Raw genomic sequence first — 17,935 nt, forward strand, 5'->3', positions numbered from 1 at the left:
AAACCTATTAATAGTTGAGGAATATTGGTGGGATTTTTTTCTTGAGTAGGAGTGGAACATTAAATACTTAGTGAAATTCGAAAAAGGAACGCAGTATTTTTCTTCTTTTATACTGGTCAGGATCCGAATCACTACGGAATTGCCAAAAATCACTACGTTTTTGTAAGTAATCACTACGAAATCTCGAATAATCACTACGGTATTCAAACTAATCACTACGATTTTTGATGTAATCACTACTTTTTCCAAATCAATGTAAAAAATAACGCCGCACCAAGTTTTGGTACGGCGGATTAGGTATCTATTTTGCCAGCAGTTTCAACGCGGTCTGAAGCTGTAGGTCGTTTTCTTCTCGTTTCATTGCTTCTCTTGCCGCATCCTCGAGTGCGGAGGCTGTTTTTGCGTCAATCACACCTGTAACGGTCATGTCGTTTTTCCGCTGGAATGCTTTGACGGCAATTTCGGTCATGCCGCTGAAGTAGCCATCCGTACGACCCGGCTCAAAACCGAGACCAGCAAGGATTTCTTGAGCATTTTTCACTTGCTCATTATTCATGTCCAACTTGAGCGGTTTTTCGGCCTGAATTGGGTGGGTATCATACAACGCCGGCTGATTGACCTCGACTGTCGGCTCGATGCCCTTTTTATGGATCCAGTTGCCGTCAGGTGTCAGCCATTTGAACAGCGTCAGCTTGATATTACTGCCATCCCCCATTGGCACAGCTTGCTGGACTGTCCCTTTGCCGAAGCTCTTCTCGCCAATGACGGGATAGCCGCCAGCTTCCTTCAATGCACCGGCCAAAATTTCCGATGCGGAAGCACTGCCATCATCCGTCAAGACGGCAATCGGATAGTGTTTCGCTTTTTCCAGATTGGAGAAATAACGAGTCTTATCGCCGTTGCGTTCTTCAATTTGATACAGAGGCTTCTCCTTCGAAATCAATTCTCGCAAAATCTCTTCCACGCTGGAAAGGAGCCCGCCAGGATTTCCGCGCACATCGATCAGCAACGAATCCAGCCCTTCTTTTTCAAGAGCCTTAAGCTCCTTATTAAACTCCTTAGAAGTTTCTTCGGAGAAAGAGGTAATCTCCATGTAACCAATTTTTTCACCGTTCACCTTTTTCATGTCAGCATGGACAGTAATCTGCGGAATCTCATCACGAATCACTTTTACCTTCAACGGATCCTTCAAGCCTTGGCGCTCTATTTCGAGAACAACTGTTGTCCCTTTTTTGCCGCGGATCTTCAATGTGGCTTCATATAGATCCAATCCCTCGATACTCTCGCCATCGACCTTTAAAATCTGATCATTTGGCTTCAAGCCCGCTTTTTCTGCCGGTGAATTTTTAAAAGGTGAAACAATCACGATTTTCCCATCAACTGTACTGACCTCGGCACCAATTCCTTCAAAAGATGATTCGAGCGTCTCATTGAATTGTTTGGCCGTTTCCTTGTCCATATAAACGGAATACGGATCCTCCAGGGTAGAAAGCATGCCCTGTATCGCTCCTTCAATCAGCTCTTCTTCTTCAACCTTTTCTACGTAACTGTTAAAAATCAAACTGTATGCCTGCTCGACTTTTTCGAGACTGCTCGCATCGCCAGCCTGTGCACCCGCATGATCTTTTAGGGGCACAATCTGGCGTTCCAGAACACCCGCCTTGCTTTCGTACCATTGCATGCCGGCGTATGTACTCCCCGCACCTGTAAGCAGCGAGCCCGTCATCAAAAAGGCAATCCACTTGCGTTCCATTGCCAAACTCCTCCCTGTTTACCGCATCAACTGCTCCTCTGCCGTAAAAATTTCTATGATTCCCATTATATGACGAGGAGGGACAGGGTATGAAGGATAAATTTCAGAACGAATCCCTAAATGGTTATAATTTACAGGTTTCCGAGACTTTTAATCGGGAAAATCAAAAAGGAAGAGACGTGTAGTCTCTTCCCGAAATTAACTATCTTAAATATGGTATAGGATTGACATAGTTTTTCTTGTCAGCTCTCCATGTTCCCTTGTGCAATTCAAAATGCAAATGCTGACCAGTTGATTGGCCTGTATTTCCCATTAGACCAATTTTTTGTCCTTTTCTGACAATCTCACCTTGGCCAACTGTCCGTGAACCATCTCTCATGTGCGCATATACCGTAGTATATATTTGACCATCAATGGAGTGAGTAATAAATATTACTTGTCCATAGCTGCCAGATTCATATGATCGGCTAACCACACCATCAGCAGCAGCTACAATAGGTACAGTCCCTCCACTCGCGATATCGATACCAAAATGATAGGCACCCCATCTTGAGCCAGTTGATGAAGATACATAGCCACGAGCAGGCCACATAAACATCCCATCTGATACTGGAGGGGAAGACACTACAGGATCAGGTGCTGAAGATGAATCTCCACTGCTTTTCTTCGCAGCCCTTTGTTTCGCTAACTTAGCTTGTCTTTCACGTTCAGCTGCTAACTCGGCCTGACGCTGTTTTTCAAGCGCAATTGCTTTTTGAATGGTAGCTGCTTGTGCAGCTAAAATTTGTTTCTGTTCAGCTAAATCATTTATTTCCCCATGCATTTTGTGTTCTTCATGTTCTAACTCTTTCATTAGCTCATTCTGCCTAGCTATTTTACCTTTAAGCTGTACCTTTAAGTCTTCCAATTCCTTCTTCATGGATTGAAGATTGACTAGCTTTGTTTCGACTTCTTGTTGCTTTGTCTCTAAATCGTCTTTATCTTTTTGATGTTGCTCAAGAATACCTTTATCAGCCTGTACAATTGTTGTAACAGCATTCACTCTATCAATGAAATCACTAAAGCTTTGTGCACCAAGGAGAACATCAATATAGCTTACTGATCCTCCACTTTCCTGCATAGAGCGAGCTTTATCTTTCAACAATTCGTTTCTTTTGTTAATCCGCTCAATCAAATCCGCAATTTCAACTTTCAGCTCATCTATTTCAGCTGTAGTTTGTTCAATTTCAACATTCTTATTTCTGATTTTCCCTTCAGTATCCTTAACTGCAACATCCAATTTATTAATTTCATTTCTTACTTCATCTTGCTCATTTTGAATTTCACTGACTTTAGATTCTTTATTTTGAATTTCAGAATCCAATCCCGAGCGTTTTTTCAGAACTTCCTGCTTTTGTTGTTCCATCTTTGAAATTGATTCTGCTGTTACGTTATTAGTCGATATTGGGCTTAGCAAAGAACCCAGGCTTAAAGTACTGACTATTGCTAGTGAGAGTATCTGCTTTTTCACTAGATCTTTCCCCTCTCTTACTCATGATAGTTTCGTAACTTTGTCTTTTTATCTATCGTCTATTGGCTATGTAGTGTTAAGGAAGAATAATAATCTTCCTTACACCTTCAAGAATTTACGGACGGACATGAGACTTCCCCAGATTCCAATAGCAGCCCCCATAATGATCAGGATGGCTGATAACTGGTAAACAAACGGATTGAATTCAAGCAATTTTATAAAATGGTCCTTCAGCTTATCGTTCAAGTAATCGTAAGCATAATAATAGGCTGCGGATACGACCGCGATTGGCACAACCGCTCCCAGGATTCCTAACCAGAGACCTTCAAGGAAGAATGGCCATCTGATGAAACCGTTCGTAGCGCCTACAAGTCTCATAATTTCAATCTCTCGTTTACGGGCCATAATCGTAATTTTAATAGTGTTGGAGATTAAGAACATGGCTGTAAAAAGAAGTCCGACAATTAATATGAGTCCAACATTGCGGCTTACTTTTATAAAACTGAATAGTTTTTCGACCTTGCCTTGTCCATACTTTACAGAGGAGACATAATTGAATTTCTCAATCTGCTTGGCAACTTTCATTGTATCAGTAGGATTTTTCGTCTTTACGACGAAGACATCATTTAAAGGATTGTCTTGCTCAAACAACTGAAAGGCTTCCCCTTCATCTCCCAGGCTTTTAATCAAGCTCTCAAGTTCTTGTTCCTTGGAAGAATAGGTCACATTTTTGATTCCGGAAACCTGATTGATTTGCTGTTCCAAGACCTCTTTATCTTTGTCGTTCGCAGCTACATCCACATGGACTCGGATTTCTACATCTTCCTCAATCGTGGTTGCGACTTTATTTAAATTCATCATAATGACGAAAAAGATACCGACCAAAAGCAAGGTAACCGTTACGGCACTTACGGATGCAAACGTCATCCAACCGTTTCGGCCTAAGCTTTTAAAGCTCTCGCGAACGTGGCGGCGGAATGTTCTAGCTTTCATATCCGTATTCACCTTTCACTTCGTCACGGGCAATCCTGCCGTTCTCAATCGCGATGACGCGATGCGTGATTGTGTTGACGATTTCTTTGTTGTGGGTTGCCATGACGATCGTGGTTCCCCTTAAGTTAATTTCCTCGAAAATGTTCATGATTTCCCATGATGTATCAGGGTCAAGGTTTCCCGTAGGCTCATCTGCAATCACTACTTTTGGTGCGTTCACTATTGAACGAGCGATGGCAACACGCTGCTGCTCCCCGCCTGAAAGCTCAGTAGGAAGCGCTCTTGCTTTATGCTTGAGTCCTACAAGTTCCAGAGTTTCCATGACACGCTTCTTGATATATTGCGGCTGTTCTTCGATGACTTCCATCGCAAAAGCGACATTTTCATAGACTGAAAGAGTATTCAGCAATTTGAAGTCCTGGAACACGACGCCAATATTCCGGCGCAGCAATGGTACTTTGTTGTCCTTCAGCTTTGCTAGATTGACACCATTTATAATGATGGAACCTTTAGAAGGCTTAACTTCACGGTACATCATCTTTATAAAAGTGGATTTTCCAGCACCGCTGGGCCCTACTACGTATAAAAATTCACCTGCATCTATATGAACATTGATCCCATTAGCGGCAGTTATGCCGTTTCGGTATGTTTTGTAAACATCCTGCATATCTATCATTTTTGTATCACCTTAGATAGTTAGTCTTATCACACGGCTAAACTTCGACAATTTGTAACAAACCTATTATAGCATCTCCCTATACTAAAAAAACCCTTTTAAATATTACAGTTTCTTTTCAAATACCATTTTTTATTCCATTAAATTCCTCCACAGGTTATTCTAGCTAGCTAATTGGGAACGGTTCATCCTCCCAAGTTAGCTACTTACCTAGAAAAATCTATTTGTTGTCGAGTTTCTTATTTAGTAGAATTTTTAGTTTTATTACTGTAATGTAACAATATTTTGTCATAACTTGTATGTACAAAATGTGAAGCTTGCTGAATTGCTAAATAATTTGGCGATTTTACAGAAATGCATAGAGACAGCATTTTTACCGTAAGTGTATTGGAAAAAACAGCACAAAAAAACGTCCCGACAATTTCAGGACGTTTCCTTGTAAACTTATTTTTTGTTTGCCAGCCATTCTGCCACTGCTGAAGCTTCTTCGCCTTCAAGCATCTTTGGAGGCATTGAGCCCTGGCCATTAGCAATTACACTTTCAATCTCTTCCTGAGACAGACGTGAACCTACATCACTAAGCTTAGGTCCTGCGCCGCCCTCCAGGTCGCCGCCATGGCAGCTAGAGCATTTTTGATTATAGAGCTTTTCTGGATCCGCACCAGCTGTGTCTCCGCCGCCAGCTTCATCGCCGCCGCCGCAAGCTGCCAGTACCAAGGAGGTTCCCATTAATAGAGCCAATAATTTCTTCTTCAAACTTAACTCCCCCTAAGAAAATTTTACATACACGACTATTTTATACCAATATCAAGCTCTTTTAAAACCCTCGCCTAATACCTCTGAAGCATCCATTACAATGACGAATGCAGCAGGATCAATGGATTGGACCAATTGTTTCAATTTTGTGAACTCCGTTTGATCCACAACACACATGATAATTGGACGTTCTTGGTCCGTATAGCCGCCGTATGCTGATAGTTTTGTCACTCCACGGTCAATTTTATTCAAAATCGCTTCACGAACTTCATCCTGGCGGTTTGTAATGACCATCGCCATCTTCGAGCGCCCGATGCCGACCTGTACCAGGTCAATCGTTTTACTAGTAACATAAAGCCCGATCAAAGCATAAAGACCGCGTTCAATATCGAATACGATCGCTGCAGATAATACAATCAGTCCATCAATCAACGCCACGCAGGTACCAAGCGATAGCCCCGTGTACTTGTGGATGATCTGTGCTGCCAAATCAGTACCGCCAGTTGACGCATTCCCTCTGAAAACAATCCCAAGTCCCAGACCGACACCAATCCCGCCAAACAATGAACCAAGCAAAGGATCGAGAGTCCACGGCTTCACGTCATTTGTCATGAACACTACAAATGGAAGAAAAATGGTTCCTGCAAGAGTTTTATACCCATATTGCCTTCCAAGTAAAACAACCCCTGCAATAAACAACGGTATATTAAAGGCCCACTGCACGTATGCCGGCTCCCAGCCAAGCGTCGCATCTATAATCGTACTGATCCCGCTAACACCGCCCGAAGCAACCCGGTTCGGCAGCAAGAAAACATTAAATGAGATTGCCACAATTGCCGATCCAATGAGCACATAAACATATTCAATAAGCTTTTCTATAGTTGGATTTAATGTATGATTACGCCTTTTCTTCAAAGTCCTATCCCCTTTTTCCTTTAATGCCGTCAGTGAGTATAGCACGTGTCGAATTTTCTGTAAACGCTAATAGTGCGCCGTGTTAAAGGGCAAAAGTTGCAGTCCTGTATTTTTTTTGATTGTCGGTACTTAAAAAGAAACTTACCCAATTCAAACTCTGGTTATTATCTCTGGATGTTCTCGATGAGCCTATATTATAGAAACAATTAGACCCACTTTTTTTGCAAGCAATATTTTACCCTGACTCATCAAGTTTGTGAATTTATGAACAATTTTTGACGATTCACCAAATACCCTTACCCCTAGTAGTACTTTGTGATATATTTCACGTATAAGGAGGCGGTCATATTGATTAGTCTTTCCTGTAGAAAAGAAAAATACATTTTTTCAATATCTTACATGCTCACCATTACACAATAGTTGAGTCCCGCATCTGGCCAGACTGTAGATAACGGCTTGTAATGAAAAAGCGAATTAGGAATTAACCAAAAACAAATCGAAACTATATAAAATTTTTCAGAAAGAGGGTAATTAATTTGGCTAAAAAAGTTGTTATTGTAGGTGGAGTTGCTGGCGGAGCTACAACGGCTGCCCGTTTAAGAAGATTGGATGAACAAACAGAAATCGTGATGATTGAACGCGGTGAATATATTTCTTTTGCAAACTGTGGACTTCCTTATTATATTGGCGGTGCAATACAAGAGCGTGACGCATTGCTTGTCCAGACTGTTGAAGGCATGTCCAAGAAATTCAACATGGATATCCGCAATTTGAGTGAAGTGAATCGCATCGACCGCGAGCGCAAAGTGGTTGAAATCAAGAACCTTAAAACTGGCGAAACATATGAAGAAAGCTATGATGTGCTTGTTTTATCACCAGGTGCAAGCCCAATCAAGCCTCCAATCCCTGGTATTAGTGAAGCTGAAGCATTGTTCACGCTTCGCAACATTCCTGACACTGATAAAATCAAAGCATATGTTGATAAGCAACAACCTAAGAAAGCGACTGTGATCGGCGGCGGCTTCATCGGAGTTGAAATGGCCGAAAACCTTTGGGAACGCGGTGTTGAGGTAACACTGGTCGAGATGGCTGATCAGATCATGGCGCCAATCGACTTTGAAATGGCTTCTATTTTACATCAGCACCTTCGTGAAAAAGGCGTGAATCTTGTTCTTGAAGATGGCGTGAAATCTTTTGAAAAGAACGGCAAGCTGATCAACCTGAACAGCGGCAAACAAATTGATACTGACTTGGTAATCCTTGCGATTGGTGTGGCTCCTGAGAACAAGCTGGCGAAAGAATCTGGCCTTGAACTTGGTCTCCGCGGTGCAATCCGTGTCAACGAGCGCCTGCAGACGGCTGACCAAAGCATCTACGCAATTGGTGACGCGATTGAAGTTAAAGACTATATCAACGGACAGGCGACTCACATTCCGCTTGCATGGCCGGCTAACCGCCAGGGACGAATCGTTGCTGACCATATCAACGGCATCGATTCCAAGTACCAGGGCACGCTTGGCACATCCATTGCGAAAGTTTTTGACATGACCGTTGCGGCAACAGGAAATAACGAGAAGACATTGAAGCGTCTTGGCATTTCTTACGATGTCGTGCACGTTCACCCAAGCTCTCACGCCGGATACTATCCTGGCGCATTCCCGATCGCGCTAAAATTAATCTTTGACCGCGAGACAGGCAAAATCTTCGGTGCACAGGCTGTATCATATGATGGTGCAGACAAGCGTATCGATGTATTGGCGACTGCGATCAAGGGCGGCATGACAATCTTTGACTTGCCGGATCTTGAACTGGCATACGCACCGCCATACTCTTCTGCAAAAGATCCAGTCAACATGGCTGGCTATGCAGCGAAAAACCTTGCTGAAGGTCTTGTAGAAACTGTTCAATGGCATGAAATCAATGACATTTTGACTGGTGGCGGCTACTTGATCGACGTCCGCGAGCCAATCGAGCGCGACATGGGCATGATTGAGGGTTCTGTGAATATTCCCTTGGGAGAGCTTCGCGATCGTCTTGATGAGATCCCGACGAAAGAAGTGTACGTCTACTGCCAGGTTGGCCTTCGCGGTTACCTTGCTACACGTATCCTGATGCAGGCTGGGTTCAAGGTAAAAAACCTTGACGGTGGCTACAAAACTTACTCTTGCGTGTATGAGCCAGATGCAAGTGAAAACTGTGGAACACCAATCAGCGACAATGGCGTTGCTCAGCGTAATGCTGCGATGGAAGAAATCGCTGCTGGTGCTGCCCAGACTAGCGTTGGATTGGCCGTAGAGGCTGCTCCTGTAGCTCAGGCACCTGTTACTCCAATTGCACCGCCTACTGTAAAAACGACACTTGACGCTTGCGGCCTGTCTTGCCCAGGTCCAATCATGAAGGTGTATAAGACAATTGGCGATATGCAGGACGGAGAGGTGATGGAAGTACATGCAACAGACCCAGGCTTCGCAAAGGACATCAAAGCATGGTGTGAGAAGACTGGCAACAAACTGATCAGCAACAAATTTGAAGATAAGAAGTTCAAGGCCCAGATTATGAAAGGTAATGTGGTCGTTCCTTTGAATACGATGGCTGCTCCTGTTGAGGTTCCAACTGGCGTGCCAACTGCTGCTCCGGCTAAAAATGGCGCGACAATGGTCGTGTTCAGCGGGGACCTTGACAAGGCCATCGCAACCTTCATCATCGCATCCGGCGCAGCGGCGATGGGCAAAGAAGTAACCTTGTTCTTCACCTTCTGGGGACTGAACATCCTGAAACGCAACGACGCACCGTCAACCGAGAAAGACATGATGGCGAAGATGTTCAGCATGATGATGCCGAAGGGCGCAAACGACCTGCCATTGTCCAAGATGAACATGGGCGGCATGGGCTCCAAGATGATCAAGACAGTTATGGCAAACAAAAACGTCGACAGCCTTGAAACGTTGATGAAAAACGCCATGGACGCCGGCGTCAAGCTAGTAGCCTGCGGCATGAGCATGGACATCATGGGCATTGCAAAAGAAGAACTCATCGACGGAGTCGAAATCGGCGGCGTAGCAGCCTACCTCGGCGATGCTGAGGATTCTGGATTGAACTTGTTTATCTAATATTGATTGGAGAGCGGCCTTCTCGTGGGAGGCCGCTTTTTTATGTAGACAGCATGTTTCTGGGCGTATGGGGTTGCTAAAAAAAGGTAATTGGTCCTTGGGTTGTGTTGATTTTTACCTGATATATGGGAAAAGTAGTGATTAAGGGGAAAATCGTAGTGATGATTGTAATTTTCGTAGTGATTGGTGACATTTTCGTAGTGATTATTCGATTTTTCGTAGTGATTGTCACTCATTTCGTAGTGATGGTGTAATGGACCTTTAAAAAACTGACACCCATGATGGTATTAGGCAGGATTTTAACCAGTTTACAGCGAATTCTTTTACCGTAATTAAATAGAACGAGAGGACTGAGACAATTTTGATCGTAAAAAGAAGAACATTCCCACTCCGTATCAAAATAAATAATGCAATTCAAAGAAGATTACCTGCTAATCATCCCAAACTCCCAGAAGTGATCCAAGATTCCATGAAAACCAGGGCTGGCCATAAAGGCGAAGAAGCTCTAGACTATTACACCAGCCTCCTACATGAAGATGAATTCCACATATTCCAAGGGCTTCGGCTTAAATCAGGTCAAACTCACTTCCAAATAGACTCTCTGCTGCTCTCGCCCTCATTTGCACTCATTATCGATGCCAAGAACATGGCAGGCACCCTAACCTTCCATTCTCCTTTTAATCAAATGGAACGTACTTTTAATGATAAAACAGATACCTATGAAGATCCTATTCTTCAAGTAAAAAGACACCGTCTTCTTTTAATGAAGTGGCTGAACGACCACCATTTCCCCCAGATTCCTATTGAGTACCTTGTCTTCAGCAGCAATCCCTCGACAGCATTACGAAATCCAAACAATGATCTGGAAATCTACCATCGCGTTTGTCCTCCGGGAAAAATCATCTTTAAAATTGAAGAGTTCATATCAAAATATAAAAAAGAGCTAATTTCCGTAAAAGAATATAAAAAACTGAGCAAGCTTTTATTAAAGAGTGATGTTCCTCCTGGCTCCCATCTTCATCAATTCAAGATTGACCCATCTGAATACTTGACCGGTGTTCAATGTCCCTCTTGTTCCCAGTATGCAATGGAGCGGTACAGCGGAACCTGGAATTGTACACATTGCGGGACCACAGCTAAAGATGCTCATCACCAGGCCATCGAGGATTACTTTCTCCTGATCAACGGTAGTATCAACAACAAGCAGTTCCGGGAATACCTTCACATTCACTCACCTAAACTGGCAACAAAGCTTCTCGCAAATATGAACCTGAAATGCCAAGGGCCTACGCGGAGAAGCTGCCATTATACTCCGATTTAAAAAATCCCCCGCCAACCCGGCGGGGGACTCATAAAAACTCATATGAAGTTGAGTTTACTCTCCCAAACTCAACTTAGATCTCAAATAAGCATCAATAAACATATCAATATCCCCGTCCATGACTGCCTGCACGTTGCCGGATTCGGCGCTGGTGCGATGGTCTTTTACCATGGAGTATGGGTGGAATACGTAGGAGCGGATCTGGCTGCCCCATCCGATTTCTTTTTGCTCGCCGCGGATTTCGTCCAGTTCGGCTTGCTGCTGTTCGATTTCGCGCTGGTAAAGCTTAGCTTTCAGCATTTTCATCGACGTTTCACGGTTCTTGATCTGTGATCGTTCTGCCTGGGATGATACAACAACACCAGTTGGCAAGTGGGTAATCCGGACGGCAGAGTCAGTTGTGTTGATATGCTGACCGCCGGCGCCGCTTGCACGGTACGTATCGATTTTCAGGTCTTCCGTACGGATATCGATCTCGATTTCGTTGTTGAATTCTGGCATCACTTCGCAGGAAACGAATGAAGTATGGCGGCGGCCCGATGAGTCAAACGGCGAAATACGGACCAGACGGTGTACGCCTTTTTCCGCTTTCAAATAACCGTAGGCATTGTGCCCTTTAATGGCCAAAGTCACACTCTTGATTCCTGCCTCATCACCCGGCAGGTAATCCAAAGTCTCCACCTTGAAGCCGCGCTTTTCTGCCCAACGAGTATACATACGCAAAAGCATCGAGCCCCAGTCCTGGGATTCCGTACCGCCAGCACCCGGATGAAGTTCAAGAATCGCATTATTTTTATCGTGCTCTTCACTCAACAACAATTGGAGCTCAAACTCACTCATGCGCTCCTTAAATTCCAGAAGCTCCTTCTCCAAATCTTCACGAAGATCCGCGTCGTCTTCCTCTTTTACAAGCTCATATGTCAAATCGAGATTTTCGTATGTCTCGCTCAGCTCGTTAAAAACATTAACCTGTTCCTTAAGCCCATTTGCTTCGTTGATGACAACTTGTGCCTTCTGCTGGTCATCCCAGAAGTCTGGCGCAAGCATGCCATCCTCTAGCTCAGCAATTCGTGCTTCTTTATTTTCGAGGTCAAAGAGACCCCCTGAAGCCCGCTAATTTCTTAGCTGTTTTTTCAAGCTCATTCCTGATATCTGCTAATTCCATATCGTTCACCTCATAGATAAGTTACTTTCCATTATACCGTATTGTATGTTCCAAGGAAAAAGAGAGCCGATAATCCGGCCCTCTTGATTGTAAAAATTATTCCGCCTCGCCTCTGCACTTTAACGCTGCACCGTAACCGGGGTCCGACCCTTGGTGCGGTGCAGCAAGGAGCAATTCCTATTCCGCCTTGCCGCAGCAGTTCTTGTATTTCTTGCCGCTGCCGCAGATGCATGGGTCATTACGGCCGACATCCAAAGTCTTGGTAACAGGCTTTTTCTTCACTTTACCGCCTTCACCTTCTTTTGGATTAACCGCGTGGCCTTTCGCTACTTCCTCGCGCTCAAGGTTGCTTCGGATTTCAGCTTTCATGATATATTTCGCAACATCGTCTTCGATGGAAAGGATCATATTCTCAAACATCGCGAAGCCTTCATGCTGGTACTCGCGCAGTGGATCGATCTGGCCATACGCACGCAGGTGGATACCCTGGCGCAGCTGATCCATCTGGTCGATGTGGTCCATCCACTTTGAGTCAACCGAACGAAGCACGATGACTTTTTCAAATTCACGCATTTGCTCGTCTGTCAGCATTTCTTCTTTTTCATCATAGCGCTCTTTCACCTTCGCCATGATGACTTCGATGATTTCATCCTGCTCTTTGCCGCGAAGGTCTTCAGCAGTTATGTCACCTTCGTGAAGCAGGTTGCCGTTCACGTAGTCGATGATGCTGTTCAGGTCCCATTTTTCCATATCCTCGCCTGCTGGCGTATGGGCTGAGACATTGCGCTCCAATGCAGACCTGATCATTCTTACTACTATGTCACGTAGGTTTTCAGATTCCAGAACCTCGTCACGCTGCTTGTAGATGATTTCGCGCTGCTGGCGAAGAACATCATCGTACTGAAGCAACTGCTTACGGGCATCGAAGTTGTTGCCCTCAACACGTTTTTGCGCAGATTCAACGGCTCTTGAGACCATCTTGCTCTGGATTGGCTGGGTATCATCCATGCCAAGGCGCTCCATCATCGATTTCATATTGTCAGAACCGAAGCGGCGCATCAGTTCATCTTCCATGGAAAGGTAGAACTGTGTGACACCAGGATCTCCCTGACGTCCGGAACGTCCGCGGAGCTGGTTATCAATACGACGGCTCTCGTGACGCTCGGTACCAATTACCGCAAGACCACCAACTTCTTTAACGCCCTCACCAAGCTTGATATCCGTACCACGGCCTGCCATGTTTGTCGCGATCGTAACCGAGCCCTGATGACCGGCTTCAGCAATGATTTCCGCTTCACGCTCATGGTTTTTCGCGTTCAGGACATTATGCTTGATACCTTTTTTCGATAGGAAGGCTGAAATGATTTCAGAAGTTTCAATCGCAACCGTACCAACTAGTACTGGTTGTCCGGCCTGGTGGCGCTCAGCGATGTCATCTGCTACTGCCTTGAACTTGCCCTGCATACTTGCATAAATCAAATCCGGACGGTCGTCACGTGCGATCGGACGGTTCGTCGGAATCACGACAACGTTCATATTGTAAATATTGCGGAATTCCTCTTCCTCAGTCTTCGCCGTACCGGTCATACCGGAAAGCTTTTCGTACATACGGAAGTAGTTCTGGAATGTGATTGTCGCAAGCGTCATGCTCTCATTCTGGATCTCAAGGCCTTCTTTTGCCTCAATCGCCTGGTGCAAGCCTTCGCTATAGCGGCGGCCCTTCATCAGACGTCCAGTGAATTGGTCAACGATGACGATTTCGCCGTCCTGAACGACGTAATCTACATCCTTGTGCATGCTCGCCTGGGCTTTCATCGCCTGATTGATATGGTGAAGCAATGTCACATGCTTGATGTCAAAAAGGTTCTCGATGCCAAAAGCCTTCTCGGACTTCGTGATTCCGTCCTCAGTCAGCTGGACACCCTTCGTTTTTTCATCATAAGTGTAGTCTTCTTCGCGCTTCAATGTGCGAACGAATGCGTTTGCCTGCATGTAAAGCGCGGCAGATTTTTGAGCAGAGCCGGAAATGATCAACGGAGTACGCGCTTCATCGATCAAGATGGAGTCAACTTCATCGATGACACAGAAATGCAGCGGACGCTGAACCTTCTGTTCTGAGTAAAGCACCATGTTGTCGCGAAGATAGTCGAAGCCGAACTCGTTGTTCGTACCATAAGTGATATCGGCACGGTACGCTTCCTGCTTTTCTTCCTTCGTCATGCTGTTCAGGTTCAAACCAACAGACAGGCCAAGGAACTCATACAGCTTGCCCATCTCAACGGCGTCACGGCTTGCCAGATATTCGTTGACAGTGATAACGTGTACGCCACGTCCAGTGATCGCGTTCAAGTAAACCGGCATTGTAGCAGTTAGGGTTTTACCTTCACCAGTCTTCATTTCAGAGATATTTCCTTCATGGAGGGAAATACCACCCATCAGCTGGACTTTATAAGGATACAGACCAAGGACACGCTTGGCTCCTTCACGGACGACTGCGAACGATTCAATCAGCAGGTCATCAGTAGACGCGCCGTTCTGGTAACGGGATTTGAACTCCTCCGTTTTTTCCCTTAGCTGATCGTCTGACAGCTTTTCCATATCGCCTGCGAGCGCATCGATTTGATCCGCCATTTTCGTCAATCTTTTGATATCGCGTTTATTCTGGTCGAAAATTTTCGTTAAAATCCCCATACAGACGCTCCTTTTATCTATTGAATCTCGTTGAATTCGATTGTTAAAAATTATCCCAAAGAAAAAAGATTCGCTGTAAACATACCGAATCCCTTTTAGAAAAATTCGATTTATTGCTAAATACTATCTTACCACTTACAACAAGGGGTGACAACCAATCGAGGTATGCGAAAAGTCCCTCTGCCGGTCGACAGAGGGACGAAGGATTTACTGATTTTTCATAAAATCCAGCACTTCTAAATCAATCTTGCCTTTCTCCTGCTCTCGTTCCTCGAAGTTTTCGGTATGGATGTAAGAAGTGAGCGCTTTATGGAGCTCTTCACCATCAGATGGATCGGCCTTAAGATAATCTAGGCGCTTAAGGTACTGGACGACTGTATCCTTCACATCCCCTTCGATTGCGACCACGTTCTCAGGCTTTGATTTTGCAAAATAAAGCTGCTGAAGGCCGTAGATACGGATGAGTTCCGTGATTGGTTCTGGATGGTCATCTACACGAAGATCGATATATCGGTCATTGTAGCCGCCATAGCCGCCTTTCTCCTTGACGACAAGGAGTGCCGCTGACTGTTGGCCTCGGCTATCCCCTCCAGCTTTCTGGCCGGCGTTTAGCGCCTGCAGCAACCGGTGAGCGAGCGAACCTTCCGTCGATTCAAAGGTCTCAGCCATCGCCTTAGCCGTATTCTCATCTACTAAAATATTGCCCTGAGCCGCAAAATGCTTGCCAGTCACTCCGCCTGCCCAGTCATAGCAGTATGTACCGGTAAAGGTTGCTGGGTTTCCTTCGGCGTCAATCAAGCCGACCTGGCGCATTTCCTTGTCAGGGTCCTCCTTCGTGATTAATTCCATGGCTTCCTTAGCTGATTTTCCCTGTGCCATCAACTCCAAGGCCTGTGGACCATACGCAGTATTCGCGTACGACTGAGTAGCAACAGCTCCAACTCCAGCCTTCGCAAAAGGAACAACCGCACCAACTCCAAGAAATTTCGACTGAACTGCAATTCCCCATTCTTTTTCCTGAGTATCAAAACCAACGATTGAAAATGTCATTATGTATCGCCTCCTGTAAAAATTATTTCGGCACTCGGTATAAAATTCCCTTCTAACGTACAAATTAAAACCCACAGCCAATTTCTGGCTGTGGGTAGAGTGTTGGTATATTATTGAGCTTCAATCAAACCATAGCGTCCGTCGTTACGCTTGTAAACAACATTTGTTTGGTTTGTTTCAGCATTTGTGAACACGTAGAAGCTGTGGCCCAGCATGTTCATCTGCAGAATCGCTTCTTCGCTGTCCATTGGCTTCAGGTCAAAGCTCTTTGTACGAACAACTTCAAGGTCTTCATCTTCTTCAACCTGTTCAACTTCTGTGAAAATAGGAACGAAATCCTTCAGGCTTTCCTTATCACGGAATTTGCGGTTTACCTTTGTTTTGTGCTTGCGGATTTGACGCTCAAGCTTATCAGTGATTAAATCGATCGCCGCATACATATCTTCATGAAGCTCCTCTGCGCGAAGCACAAGATCCTTCATTGGAATTGTAATTTCAACTTTTGATTTTTTATCTTGGTAAACTTTCAAATTCACATTTACATTGGCATTGGGTGACTCCGTAAAATAACGCTCAAGCTTAGCAACCTTCTTCTCAACATACTCTCTGATTGCTGGAGTTACCTCAATGTTTTCTCCACGAATGTTGTAGTTCATAGTGGACTCCTCCTTTGGGATATGACTATGTATTACTAATTCTATTTTACCCCAAAGAACTCCTGCAAAAACAGTCTGAAGATTTGACATTTTTATGTCTGTTTTTACTGTCGGAATAGTGGATAATTTGTTGGAACTTGTCCTAATACGAAAAAACCGCCCGGGATTGGGCGGTTTAGTTGATATAGCAGGGCCTGAATTGTTGAGTGATTTGCCCCGACCATCCAAGGAAGGAAGGATAAACCTTCTCCCTCATCAGTATCTCGAGAAATCGATCATCTGTAAATTGAACCAAATGTGCCTTTTCCAATACCAAATCGAATTGTGAAAATTGTTGGATAACGCCTGGCTGATCGGAAAAATGCTCCGCAAGGATTTTGTTTGATTCATGGATTTGCATAAAAGCCATGGTCACGTCTTCCCACAATTGTTCGGCGTCCTCACGATTATTCTTTTCAAGACTGACAAGGATATGGCTAAAAGCTTCATCGATGATATCTAGCAAACCGATATACTGGTTGACCAATAAAAACTTTTCCTCAGTTAACGCGTTCAAGCCAGCCACCTATTTTCTCTTGTCGTAAAACATGCCGTCCGTTGAAAGGTTTTGGTATGGGTTGACATATTTTGTGTTAGATTCTTTTTTTGATTGCAGACCTTTAATATCTCTTTGAACAGAAGCCTTTTCAGCTTTTAAAAGCTGAGCAAGCTTCATATTCAACTGATTGATTTCTTTCCCAGCTTCCATTTCTTCAGGAGTATAAGGAGGAATAATTTCATTCATGAGTGCTTCTCTCTGACTTAATAACTTTTCAGTCCGAGAGATTTTATCATCGCGTTCCAAATCAGCATTTTCCAAAATTTGCACAAGATCATTAGTCAGCTGATGAACTAGTAGGACAGCACTCATTAAACTGCGCCACCCTGGCCATGCTGCTTCTGGCGGTTCAGTTGGATGACTTGTTTCCAGGTATCGCGGAAGTCAGTAACAAGAGTCTCTACCTCTTCCAAAATCGCAGTGTCATTCTTAATGTTCGCGTCGATTAACCGGCGATTCATATAATCGTATAATGACATCATATTTTGAGAAACTTCAAGGTCCATATTAAGCGTGACCATCAACTCTTGCACAATCTTTTGTGCCTTCTGGATATTTGTATTTTTCGCCTGGATATCTCTCGTCTCAATCGCATGCTTCGCCAGTTTGATAAACTTTAAGCATCCATTATATAACATCAATGTCAATTCACCTGGAGAGGCGGTATTGACTGAGTTTTGCTGGTAAGATTGGTATGGGTTAGTTAGTGCCATATTTTACTCTCCTTTTTAAAAAGGGCAT

The 17,935-nt window shown here is 44.4% G+C and carries 15 protein-coding genes; 2 read left to right on the forward strand and 13 right to left on the reverse strand.

What is annotated here, in order from left to right; genetic code table 11:
* Positions 1-301: 301 nt before the first annotated feature.
* From TY49_RS00455 to TY49_RS00480, 6 genes are all read right to left on the reverse strand, one after another.
* Positions 302-1,753, reverse strand: a complete 1,452-nt coding sequence (locus TY49_RS00455; protein ID WP_041963933.1) for a S41 family peptidase — start codon at positions 1,751-1,753, stop codon at positions 302-304.
* A gap of 202 nt (positions 1,754-1,955) precedes the next feature.
* Positions 1,956-3,263, reverse strand: a complete 1,308-nt coding sequence (locus tag TY49_RS25345; protein ID WP_041963934.1) for a murein hydrolase activator EnvC family protein — start codon at positions 3,261-3,263, stop codon at positions 1,956-1,958.
* A gap of 99 nt (positions 3,264-3,362) precedes the next feature.
* Complete coding sequence (gene ftsX / locus TY49_RS00465) at positions 3,363-4,256, reverse strand: permease-like cell division protein FtsX (protein WP_041963935.1); 894 nt, start codon at positions 4,254-4,256, stop codon at positions 3,363-3,365.
* The gene (gene ftsE / locus TY49_RS00470) at positions 4,246-4,932 is read right to left on the reverse strand and encodes a cell division ATP-binding protein FtsE (RefSeq protein WP_041963936.1); all 687 of its coding nucleotides are present in this window, start codon (positions 4,930-4,932) and stop codon (positions 4,246-4,248) included. The genes ftsX and ftsE overlap by 11 nt, the downstream gene beginning before the upstream one ends.
* A 444-nt stretch (positions 4,933-5,376) precedes the next feature.
* Positions 5,377-5,688: a cytochrome c551 gene (cccB, locus tag TY49_RS00475; RefSeq protein ID WP_041963937.1), complete on the reverse strand. Its 312-nt coding sequence runs from the start codon at positions 5,686-5,688 to the stop codon at positions 5,377-5,379.
* A gap of 51 nt (positions 5,689-5,739) precedes the next feature.
* Positions 5,740-6,603, reverse strand: coding sequence for a YitT family protein (locus tag TY49_RS00480; protein WP_156972567.1), 864 nt, complete (start codon positions 6,601-6,603; stop codon positions 5,740-5,742).
* Positions 6,604-7,139: 536 nt separating this feature from the next.
* Between TY49_RS00480 and TY49_RS00485 the strand changes: the two genes are divergently transcribed.
* Positions 7,140-9,713 (forward strand): CoA-disulfide reductase, encoded by a 2,574-nt coding sequence (locus TY49_RS00485; RefSeq protein WP_041963939.1) that lies wholly within the window; start codon positions 7,140-7,142, stop codon positions 9,711-9,713.
* A 361-nt stretch (positions 9,714-10,074) separates the two neighbouring features.
* Positions 10,075-11,034, forward strand: a complete 960-nt coding sequence (locus TY49_RS00490; RefSeq protein ID WP_041963940.1) for an NERD domain-containing protein — start codon at positions 10,075-10,077, stop codon at positions 11,032-11,034.
* Between the two features lie 54 nt (positions 11,035-11,088).
* On the opposite strand, the gene prfB is transcribed toward TY49_RS00490, so the two are convergent.
* The 7 genes from prfB to fliS all read right to left on the reverse strand — a co-directional run bounded on the left by prfB (position 11,089) and on the right by fliS (position 17,907).
* A protein-coding gene (gene prfB, locus TY49_RS00495) for a peptide chain release factor 2 (protein WP_156972568.1) occupies positions 11,089-12,199 on the reverse strand; the annotation gives its coding sequence in 2 pieces (ribosomal slippage) (positions 11,089-12,126 and positions 12,128-12,199; 1,110 coding nt in all).
* A 177-nt stretch (positions 12,200-12,376) separates the two neighbouring features.
* On the reverse strand, positions 12,377-14,890 hold the full coding sequence (gene secA, locus TY49_RS00500; RefSeq protein ID WP_041963942.1) for a preprotein translocase subunit SecA: 2,514 nt from the start codon (positions 14,888-14,890) through the stop codon (positions 12,377-12,379).
* Positions 14,891-15,097: 207 nt separating this feature from the next.
* Positions 15,098-15,940: a DUF1028 domain-containing protein gene (locus TY49_RS00505; protein ID WP_041963943.1), complete on the reverse strand. Its 843-nt coding sequence runs from the start codon at positions 15,938-15,940 to the stop codon at positions 15,098-15,100.
* A gap of 110 nt (positions 15,941-16,050) precedes the next feature.
* Positions 16,051-16,596, reverse strand: coding sequence for a ribosome hibernation-promoting factor, HPF/YfiA family (gene hpf, locus TY49_RS00510; RefSeq protein WP_041963944.1), 546 nt, complete (start codon positions 16,594-16,596; stop codon positions 16,051-16,053).
* A gap of 175 nt (positions 16,597-16,771) precedes the next feature.
* A complete protein-coding gene (locus tag TY49_RS00515) occupies positions 16,772-17,152 on the reverse strand; it encodes a DUF8042 domain-containing protein (protein ID WP_156972569.1) in 381 nt (126 codons plus the stop codon).
* 9 nt (positions 17,153-17,161) lie between these two features.
* On the reverse strand, positions 17,162-17,506 hold the full coding sequence (fliT, locus tag TY49_RS00520; protein ID WP_041963946.1) for a flagellar protein FliT: 345 nt from the start codon (positions 17,504-17,506) through the stop codon (positions 17,162-17,164).
* Positions 17,506-17,907 carry a flagellar export chaperone FliS gene (fliS, locus tag TY49_RS00525; protein ID WP_041963947.1) on the reverse strand — a complete coding sequence of 134 codons (402 nt, stop codon included), beginning with the start codon at positions 17,905-17,907 and terminating at the stop codon, positions 17,506-17,508. The genes fliT and fliS overlap by 1 nt, the downstream gene beginning before the upstream one ends.
* Positions 17,908-17,935 lie beyond the last annotated feature (28 nt).

Source organism: Mesobacillus selenatarsenatis SF-1, from assembly GCF_000813125.1.
Lineage (GTDB): Bacteria > Bacillota > Bacilli > Bacillales > Cytobacillaceae > Mesobacillus > Mesobacillus selenatarsenatis.